Source organism: Streptomyces bikiniensis, assembly GCF_000716625.1.
GTDB lineage: Bacteria > Actinomycetota > Actinomycetes > Streptomycetales > Streptomycetaceae > Streptomyces > Streptomyces bikiniensis.
Genome location: NZ_JNXJ01000011.1, coordinates 150,497 through 158,695, shown reverse-complemented (window position 1 = coordinate 158,695; position 8,199 = coordinate 150,497). Strand labels below are relative to the sequence as shown.

At 72.1% G+C, this 8,199-nt stretch carries 7 protein-coding genes and 1 pseudogene; 2 read left to right on the top strand and 6 right to left on the bottom strand.

Features of this window, described 5'->3' with window-relative positions; translation table 11 throughout:
- Window positions 1-39: 39 nt before the first annotated feature.
- The 5 genes from OO47_RS11405 to OO47_RS11390 form a co-directional block, all read right to left on the bottom strand.
- Window positions 40-600, bottom strand: coding sequence for a MobC family plasmid mobilization relaxosome protein (locus OO47_RS11405; RefSeq protein ID WP_033208784.1), 561 nt, complete (start codon window positions 598-600; stop codon window positions 40-42).
- Between the two features lie 218 nt (window positions 601-818).
- On the bottom strand, window positions 819-2,063 hold the full coding sequence (locus tag OO47_RS11400; protein ID WP_051715291.1) for a hypothetical protein: 1,245 nt from the start codon (window positions 2,061-2,063) through the stop codon (window positions 819-821).
- Between the two features lie 280 nt (window positions 2,064-2,343).
- Window positions 2,344-3,885, bottom strand: a complete 1,542-nt coding sequence (locus tag OO47_RS11395; RefSeq protein WP_030206897.1) for a DnaB-like helicase N-terminal domain-containing protein — start codon at window positions 3,883-3,885, stop codon at window positions 2,344-2,346.
- A gap of 130 nt (window positions 3,886-4,015) precedes the next feature.
- Entirely contained in the window at window positions 4,016-4,204 is a 189-nt protein-coding gene (locus OO47_RS36840; protein WP_158708650.1) for a hypothetical protein, read from the bottom strand.
- Between the two features lie 236 nt (window positions 4,205-4,440).
- Window positions 4,441-5,874, bottom strand: a complete 1,434-nt coding sequence (locus OO47_RS11390) for a recombinase family protein (protein ID WP_030206894.1) — start codon at window positions 5,872-5,874, stop codon at window positions 4,441-4,443.
- A gap of 29 nt (window positions 5,875-5,903) precedes the next feature.
- Between OO47_RS11390 and OO47_RS11385 the strand changes: the two are divergent.
- A pseudogene (locus tag OO47_RS11385) lies at window positions 5,904-6,584 on the top strand (LLM class flavin-dependent oxidoreductase); the annotation flags it as partial.
- A gap of 115 nt (window positions 6,585-6,699) precedes the next feature.
- Here the strand turns inward: OO47_RS11385 and OO47_RS36835 are convergent.
- Window positions 6,700-6,951, bottom strand: a complete 252-nt coding sequence (locus tag OO47_RS36835; protein WP_030206889.1) for a hypothetical protein — start codon at window positions 6,949-6,951, stop codon at window positions 6,700-6,702.
- A 357-nt stretch (window positions 6,952-7,308) separates the two neighbouring features.
- Between OO47_RS36835 and OO47_RS11375 the strand changes: the two genes are divergently transcribed.
- A complete protein-coding gene (locus tag OO47_RS11375) occupies window positions 7,309-8,196 on the top strand; it encodes a Cof-type HAD-IIB family hydrolase (protein WP_033208782.1) in 888 nt (295 codons plus the stop codon).
- The last annotated feature ends 3 nt before the right edge of the window (window positions 8,197-8,199 follow it).

Here is an 8,199-nt window from a genome sequence, read left to right as displayed (position 1 = left end):
GGCCACGGGTGTTGGACCCGGCCGGTTTGATGGCGGCGATCACGCGGCCAGGTCCTTCCTGGAGTCGGTCGGTTCGCGCAGGGCCTCGGCGATCAGCTCCAGCAGGCGGTGGAGCTCGTCGAGCCTGTGGCGGATGTCGGGCGGGGTGAGGTCGCTGTTGAGGGCGCGGGCGATCTGGTTGACGTTGACGCCGATGCGGTTGAGCTCGCGCAGCACCTGGGCGCGGAACATGTGGGTGCGACGGCGGTCCTCGGACAGCGGCAGGTTCGCGGTGAACCGGCCGGTGATGAAGGCGAGGACGATGTCCGCAGCGAAGCCGGATTCTCCCTTGTAGCCGTGCTCGGCAGCGGCCTCCTGGAGCGCGTTGTGCTCGTCGCCGGTGAACCGCAGCGGTCCGACACGGACGGTCCGTTTGGTGCCGGTGAAACGGCGGATCGCCGGCTGCACGCTCTGCACCGCTCGCTCACCGACCGTCGGTTCGGTGGCGGGTGCTGGGCGGAGGATCTGCTGCTGGACGGCGTGGAGCTCGTCCGGGTCGGGGCCGCCCTCGGTCCCGACCTCCCGGTCCGGCGCCCCCTGGCGTCGGGCCGTCTCCGCCACCCCCGGGGCGGAGATCCCCGAAGACCAGCCTTGAGTCGGACTCGGGGTACTACTGGCTCCGCCAGGAGCAGCCCGTCCGAACGCGCGCCGCAAACGGTCCATGAGCGTAGGGGACTTCGCCAGCGACGGCAGTTCGCCGGAACGGTGATCGGCGTGGTGGGGGTCATGCGTCACGATCGGGATCTCCGGGAGGGGCGAGAAGATGGGCGAGGCGGTCGTCAGCCGTCGTGGGAGGCACTCAGCTCGGCCTTGACCACGCGGACGATGGCACCGGCGTCGTCGCTGGCGACCGTGTATCCGTCACCGCGTACGGCCTGCTCCAGGAGGTCGCGGGACAGGCGGCCGTGCTCGTCAAGGAGCCTGCGGGCGTAGTCGCGAAGGACGTCGGCGGTGGCGCGCGGTTTGCCGCCCGGCCGCTTCGGTTTCGACGTGGGGCGCTTGGCCAGTGGGGTACGCGAGCCGCTGCCCGAGGGTGGCGGAATCGCCTCGTGCTGGCGGGCTGCCCGTTCCGGGCCGGAGCGGGCGGTGGGTTTCGGGCGGGCGGATTCCGGGCGGCTGCCCTGGTGGGGTTCCTCGTCGCCCGGATCTGATGGGTGCGGGCGGGTGCACTCTTCTGCCCGTCCGTCTCCGTCCGCCCGATCGTCGGCGTCCGCCTGGGAGTGGTCGGGCTGTGCTGCGCGCGGGCTGGCGGGCTGCCCGGCGGGAGTGGTCCAGCACTCGGGCAGGTCGATGGTGGCCAGGGCGGCTGCTTGGCGGCGGGTGGCGAGCTGTCGTAGCAGTTGCTCGTTGCGGCGCGGGTCGGCGTCGATGCCGGAGCGGGCGAGGGCCCTGGACAGGCGGCGCACGGTGCGCCGGCCCGCCCGCCCGGTGCGCTGCTCGGGCGTCATCTCGGCGAGGCGGGCGGCCAGAGCGACAGCCCGGTGCATAGCCCGGTCGCGGATGATCTCGGCGGCGCCCTGGTCCTGCTCGACGATCCCCAGGCGGGCGAGCAGCCGCTCGCGCGCCTGCCGCGTGAGGACGGCGGCGAGCCCGCGGGAGGCGGCGTCGGGGGTCCGCTGGCGCAGCTCGATACCCATCGCCAGGTGCCACAGCACTGCTGCCATCACCGGGCCGGTGAAGGCACGCACGGTGCCGCCGACCGGGCCGGACTCGGCGTAGGCGGGGATGGTCTGCATGGTGGTGATCACCCAGACCAGGACTCCGGGCAGGCCAGCCGCCTGCCTCGGCCCGTGCAGGTTCTGGCGGGCCATCAGGGCCATGGAGAACAGGGCGAGCTCGGCGGCGGCGAACATCGCGGTGTGCTCGGCGGTGTTGCGCATGTCGAGGTGGTGGGCGGCGAACCGCCAGCTCGTGTCCGCGCTGTAGGCGGTGCACACGAGCGCCGCCACGGCCGCTGTGACGACGGCGGCCGAGAGGCGCCGCTTCCGATCGCGGGTGTGGCCTTGGCTGCGTAGGGCCCTCATGCCCGTGCTCCTGTCGCCGTGACGACAAGCTCTGGGGCGGTGCCAGCCGGGTGTGCGGTGATGAGCAAGGACGGTTCTCCACGAGCTGTGAGAGCGGGGGCGCTTACGCTGTCCCCTCTCCAAGGAGGGGGCAGCGCGTACGCGCCAAGGGTGTGAATGCGCCGTTCGATGGCGCGTAGGCGGCTGACCTGCGGTTTCCTGAGATTCGTACGCGGCGGAGGCGGTGCGTACGCGCCCTCGGCGGGTCGGGGCGCGTACGGCACCGCGTACGAGCCGCCGGTCAGGACACGGCGGTGATGTGGCGGGCGACGGCCTTCCAGCGGGTCGCCTGGCCGCCCCCGGTGCCGCCGCCGGCACCGGTCTCCTGGGTGGCATGTCCGCTCTTGGTGAGGTTCTCCAGGCGACGCCTTGCCCTGGCGATGTCCGCCGCGATGGGCTTGTCCTCGCCGGTGATCTGGGTGGCGAGCTGGCGGGCGGTGAGCCCGTTCGCGCCCGCCTGCCGCAGGAGGGTCAGTGGGGCGAGGCTCGTGTCGACGCGCGAGGTGCCACGGGGATGGTCGTGGATGACCGGCAGCGGGCCGATCTCGTCGTCGATCGTCTTGAGGTGGTGGAGGTGGACCACCGGGTCCCCGGCCGCGCCGCTGAGGAACAGGACGCTGCCCGCGCCTGCGGTGAACCAGGCCGAGCCGTAGACCTGGTCGAGGACAGGGCGCTGGGTGCGCGAGGCGTCGGGGCCCTGCTTGCGCTGGTGGTGCAGTTCGAGAAGCTCGACGCCGTCGCGCAGGAGCTGCTGGCGGGCGTTGTTGTACGCGAGGCCGGCCTCGTCGTCGGTGAGCTTGCCGACCACGTCCTTGAGGCTGTCGATCACCACCGTGTCCGCCCCGTGCTCGGCGGCCAGCTCGGCGAGAAGCTGCGGCTCGGTGTTGAGCGAGGCAGGCAGCGGTCCCGACCAGAAGACCAGGCGCTGGCGCAGGATGTCCCGGTCGGCCTGGTGCACAACCCGGGTGAAGGCGCGGGCGAGCTGGCTCGGCCGGTCCGCGGCGATGTAGAGGACCTTCTCACCCTCCCGCACCGGCATGTCCAGGACCTGGGCGAGCAGGCCGAGGCGGGCGAGGACGACCTGCTGGGCGATCGTCGACTTCCCGACGCCGGGGGGCCCGACGAGCATCAGACTTTCACCCGAGGCCCATGCCGCTTTTCCCGGCGTCCCCCACACGGGCTCGGTGGTGGCGGGGGTGTCGGTGACGAAGGACCAGCCGTCCACGGCGTACCGCTGGAGTCGCCCGCCCGAGCTGCGGCGGGCGCGGTCGGCGGCCTCGCTCAGCGACGCCGCCAGCAGGCTTCGCACCTCGGCTGGGTCGGCTCCCGGCGTGGTGGCGCCCTGGAGCACGCGGACCGCCGTGGCCTGCAGGACGCGCAGGTCGGCATGGCTGCGGATGATGTCCGCGTAGTACGAGGCACCCGACCCCACGGCCGCCGAGGTCGCCAGGGAATGCAGGTACTGGGGGCCGCCGACGCGCGTGAGGTCGCCCGTGGACTTCAGCTGGTGGGACAGGGCGATCGCGTCGGTCGGCGCTTCCTGCCTGCGCAGCTCCAGCAGGGCGTGCCAGATCGTGGTGTGCGCGGGCCGGAAGAAGTCGCCCGGTTCCAACACCTGCCGGACCTCGTCGATGACCGCGCTCTGGAACATGCAGGCCCCGAGCACGGCCGCCTCGGCGTCTGCGTCGTGAGGCGGGGCTGCCGTGACGCCGATCGCGTCCTGCGGGCCAGCGTGGGAGTGAGCGGATGGTGCTTGCCACTGCGGGGTCGTACCCTGGGGCACTGAGCTTCCTTGTCTCGGGCCGATACGGACTGGCAGGTCCCGGCACCGTGTAGATCGTTTTGGGCGGTCGTCTTGGGAGTCGCTGCGGCCTTGGTGCTCCAACACCGGGGCCGCTTCTCTGTATGGGGCTTCAGGCAGCCTTCTCGTACCGCGATCCGGTCATCAGGTCGGCCAGCCGTGCCGCGCTGTGCGGGCTGATCGTCGTGGTGAATCCGGCGCAGACGCGTCGTAGGGCCTGAGCCCGGGCTTCCTCCTGTCGTGCGGCTCGGGTCGTCGTGGGGGTGGTCGGTGCTGTGCTCGCCTCGGGCAGCCGGCGCACGGGCAGCTCCTTGCGGGCGGTGCGGGGATGGCAGTCCCCGCACCGCATGAGGTCGTCGGGCGGTCGCTTGCATCGCGCTGCTTCCAGGTGCTCCAACACCTGGGGCCGCGCGTGCCGCGCTCACGGACGACTGGCAGGTCATCCGCACGCGACGCCTCTAGCTTCCGGAAATTCGCCGGTTGGGCGAACCGGCGTTTCCGTGGATAATGCGCCCTCGCCCGAGCCCGTGCCCGACGTCAGAGCTGGTTCTGTTCGATGTCGATGCGGTCCCAGTCGAAGACTCCGCTCGGCTTGCTCGACGCGTCGATGACCACGCCGGAGAAGAGGAAGCGGAGCACGGCGTTGCGCCGCTCGTCCGTCATCTCGTCGGCCTCCCAGGCGGCTCTGGCCCCCGGCCCCGTGAGTCCGTCGAGCAGCTTCACCGGCCGCACGACCATCCGCTTCTGGGCCTTGGCGATCCGGTCGGTGATGTCCTTGCGCATCGCCCGGTACTCCGCCGTGGAGATCTCCTTGGCGGTCCACATCTGGTTGAGCTCGGCGAGCTGCCGCTGGTCAGCCTCCACCGCCTCCGTCAGGGCGTTCGTCGGTGTGGCGGAGGCGAGTTGGCCGGAGACGGTGAGGCGGCCGAGCAGGTCGATCGCGGCCTCGGTGACGAACTCCTCCAGCTTCACGGCGGCGATGCGGCGGACGCACTTCTTCTCGTCATTGCGGCTCTTGCGCGTGCACAGGTACGAGGGCACGGCCCCGACCTTGGTACCGGACATCAGGGTGCCGCAGCGCTTGCACATCACCAGGCCACGCAGCAGGTAGAAGCGGCGCAGCTCCAGGTTGGTCTGGTGGATCGCGGACCGGTACTCGCGGCGGGCGCGGACCTCGGCCCAGGTGCCGGCGTCGATGATGGCGGGCCACTTCCCGGCACCGACCTCCTCGCCCTGATGCATGCGGATACCGGCCACGTGGCGGGAGTCGAGCAGGGCCCGGACGGTGCCCTGGGCCCACTCCTTGCCGTACACGGTCTTGATGCCGCGCTTGTGGAGGACGAGGGCGATGGAAACCGGACTCTGGCCCTTGAGGTAGCGGTCGAAGACCTCGCGGACGACCTCGGCCTCGTCCTCCCTGATGGTCATGCCATCGGGCTCGTACCCGAACCGCCGCTTGCCCGAGTGCGGCATCCCGGTCTCGGCCCGCTCCGCCAGCGCGGACTTCAGGCGGCGGGAGGTGTCGTCGGAGGAGCGGCAGGCGTGGGCGACCTCGATGCGGAGGATGAAGCGGTCGTCCGGGTCGGAGAGGTTCCGGCGGTTCGCCTCGCCGTGCAGCACGATCTCCTGCTCGTCGGAGACCTGGAGCAGCTCCTCCAGGTCGCGCGGCTGCCGCATGAGCCGGTCGGGGTGGTACGCGATGATGTGCCGGAACTCGCGACGCCGGGCGCGTTCGAGGAGCTGGTCCCAGCCGGGGCGCTTGCGGTTGCGCCGCCAGGCGGAGCGGCTGTTGTCGACGAAGACGTGGGCGGGGTCGATGGCCAGGCCGCGCCGTTCGGCGATCTCCCGGCAGATGCGCTCCTGCCGGTCGACGCCGGTCTGGTCGTCATCGTCGGCCTGGGATATTCGGCAGTACAGGGCGGCCGGTTCACCTGGGGTGATGGTCGGCTCTCGGTGCTTGGGGCGGGGCATGGCACCGATGGTATGAGCAAGGCTTGGGCTCGCCGAACTTCCGGCACCCGGTGACGCTCGCCAAGGACCTGATCACCCTGGACGACGTCTCCGACGGGCGGATCACCCTCGGCATCGGCGCGGGCGGCAACGGCTTCGACGCCACCGCGCTCGGGCAGGAGGCCTGGACGCCGAAGGAGCGGGCGGACCGGTTCGGGGAGTTCGTCGCGCTGCTCGACCGGCTGCTGACCGAGGACGCGGTGACGGAGCGGGGCACGTTCTACACGGCGGACGAGGCGCGGAACATCCCGGGCTGCGTCCAGCGCCCCCGGCTGCCGTTCGCGGTGGCCGCGACCGGCCCGCGCGGGATGCGGCTGGCCGCGCGGCACGGGCAGGCGTGGGTGACGACCGGCGACCCGAAACTGTACGAGGAGGGGACCCCGGAGCAGTCGGTGGCGGCGCTGCGCGGCCAGATCGAGCGGCTCGGCAAGGCGTGCGCCGAGACCGGCCGGGAGGTGGCCGAACTGGACAAGATCCTGCTCACCGGCTTCACCCCGGACCGGAGCCGGCCGCTGGAGTCCGTGGAGGCCTTCGTGGACTTCGCCGGCCGCCACCGCGAGCTCGGGTTCACCGAGATCGTGATCCACTGGCCGATTCCGGACTCCGACTTCGCCGCCGACCAGGCCGTCTTCGAGTCCATCGCCACGGAGGCCCTGTCCCGGCTGGGTTGACACGCGACGCCCGGGCTCGCGCCCGCGCCCGCATCCACGCCTACCCTCGTCCTCGCCCCCGTCCTCGTACGACGAGAGCCCCGGCCGACAGCCGCCCCGGCAGACGGTCGCCCCGTCAGGGCTCCCGCCGCTCAAGGGCGGGCAGGGCCGGGGCCGACAGCTCGAAGGCGGGCAGCTCCGGTGCGGGCAGGACCGAGGCGTCCGCCAGGGCCGCCAGGATGTCGCCCACCAGGACCGGATCCCGCGCGGGCCGGTCCTCTCCGGTCCGCGCGCACGCGGAGCAGAGGGCCATGCCGAGGCTCGCGACCCACGTCCCGTACGGAGCGCCGCAGAAGTCGCACTCCCCGCTCCGCCGCACCACGACCATGCCCCGCTCCCTCGGAGACGCCGTCAGTCCCCGGAGCCTTCCCCGCCGCCCGGGAAAACGAACGGATGTTTACGGCCATGTCCGAACGAGCCGGATACGGCACGGGAGGGGACGGGCCGGTGCTCCCGGTGAGCGGACGGGCGGACGGATGGACGGGTGGACAGACGGACGGACGGGTGGACAGACGGACGGATGGACGGGTGGACAGACGGACGGATGGACGGGTGGACAGACGGACGGGCGGACGCGGCCGGTAATACTCCGTCCCAGGCTTGAATCAGGCCCTCCGCCCCTCTTTTCCCACTCATATGTGCGGCTCATCGCACGCCCGTGCGCGCGGTGCGGAAGAATGGTGCGGTGACCTTTTCCCACCCTTCGCGTTCTCCGCGCCCTTCCGCCCAGGTGCCCCGGCTGATCGCCACCGACCTCGACGGCACGCTGCTCCGTGACGACAAGACCGTCTCCGAGCGCACGGTCGCCGCTCTCGCCGCGGCCGAGCGGGCCGGGATCGAGGTCTTCTTCGTCACCGGCCGGCCCGCCCGCTGGATGGACGTCGTCAGCGAGCACGTCCACGGCCACGGCATGGCGATCTGCGCCAACGGCGCCGCCGTCGTCGACCTGCACGCCGGAGGCGCCTTCCTGGAGGTCCGCCCGCTGGAACGGCCCGTCGCCCTCGACGTCGTCGAGGCCCTGCGCGCCGCCGCGCCCGGGACCTCCTTCGCGGTCGAGCTCACCACCGGCATCCACTACGAGCCGCACTACCCGCCCTTCTTCCTCGACCCCGGCGCCACCGTCGCCACCGCCGAGAAGCTCCTCTTCGAGGAGGAGACCGGCGCGGCGGCCCCCGTGCTCAAGCTGCTCGCCCAGCACCCGGAGCTCGACCCCGACGCGTTCCTCGCGGTGGCCAGGGCGACCGCGGGCGACCGGGCCGCCTTCACCCGGTCCAGCCCCACCGCCCTCATCGAGATCAGCGGACTCGGCGTCTCCAAGGCCTCCACGCTCGCCCTGTGCTGCGCCGAGCGCGGCATCACGGCCGAGGAGGTCGTCGCCTTCGGCGACATGCCGAACGACATCGAGATGCTCACCTGGGCGGGCCGCTCGTACGCGATGGGCAACGCCCACCCGGACGTGATCACCGCCGCCTCGGGCCGTACGACCGGCAACAACGAGGACGGCGTGGCCGTCGTCATCGAGCAGCTCGTCGCGGAGGCCCTCGCCGGAACCGCGGGCCCGCGCCGGTCGTGACGC

What these genes read in the sequence shown, in the direction of transcription:
- OO47_RS36835 (WP_030206889.1), bottom strand. Translation starts at nt 6,951, where the DNA reads ATGGTCGTGGTGCGGCGGAGCGGGGAGTGCGACTTCTGCGGCGCTCCG.
- OO47_RS11400 (WP_051715291.1), bottom strand. Translation starts at nt 2,063, where the DNA reads ATGAGGGCCCTACGCAGCCAAGGCCACACCCGCGATCGGAAGCGGCGC.
- OO47_RS11390 (WP_030206894.1), bottom strand. Translation starts at nt 5,874, where the DNA reads ATGCCCCGCCCCAAGCACCGAGAGCCGACCATCACCCCAGGTGAACCG.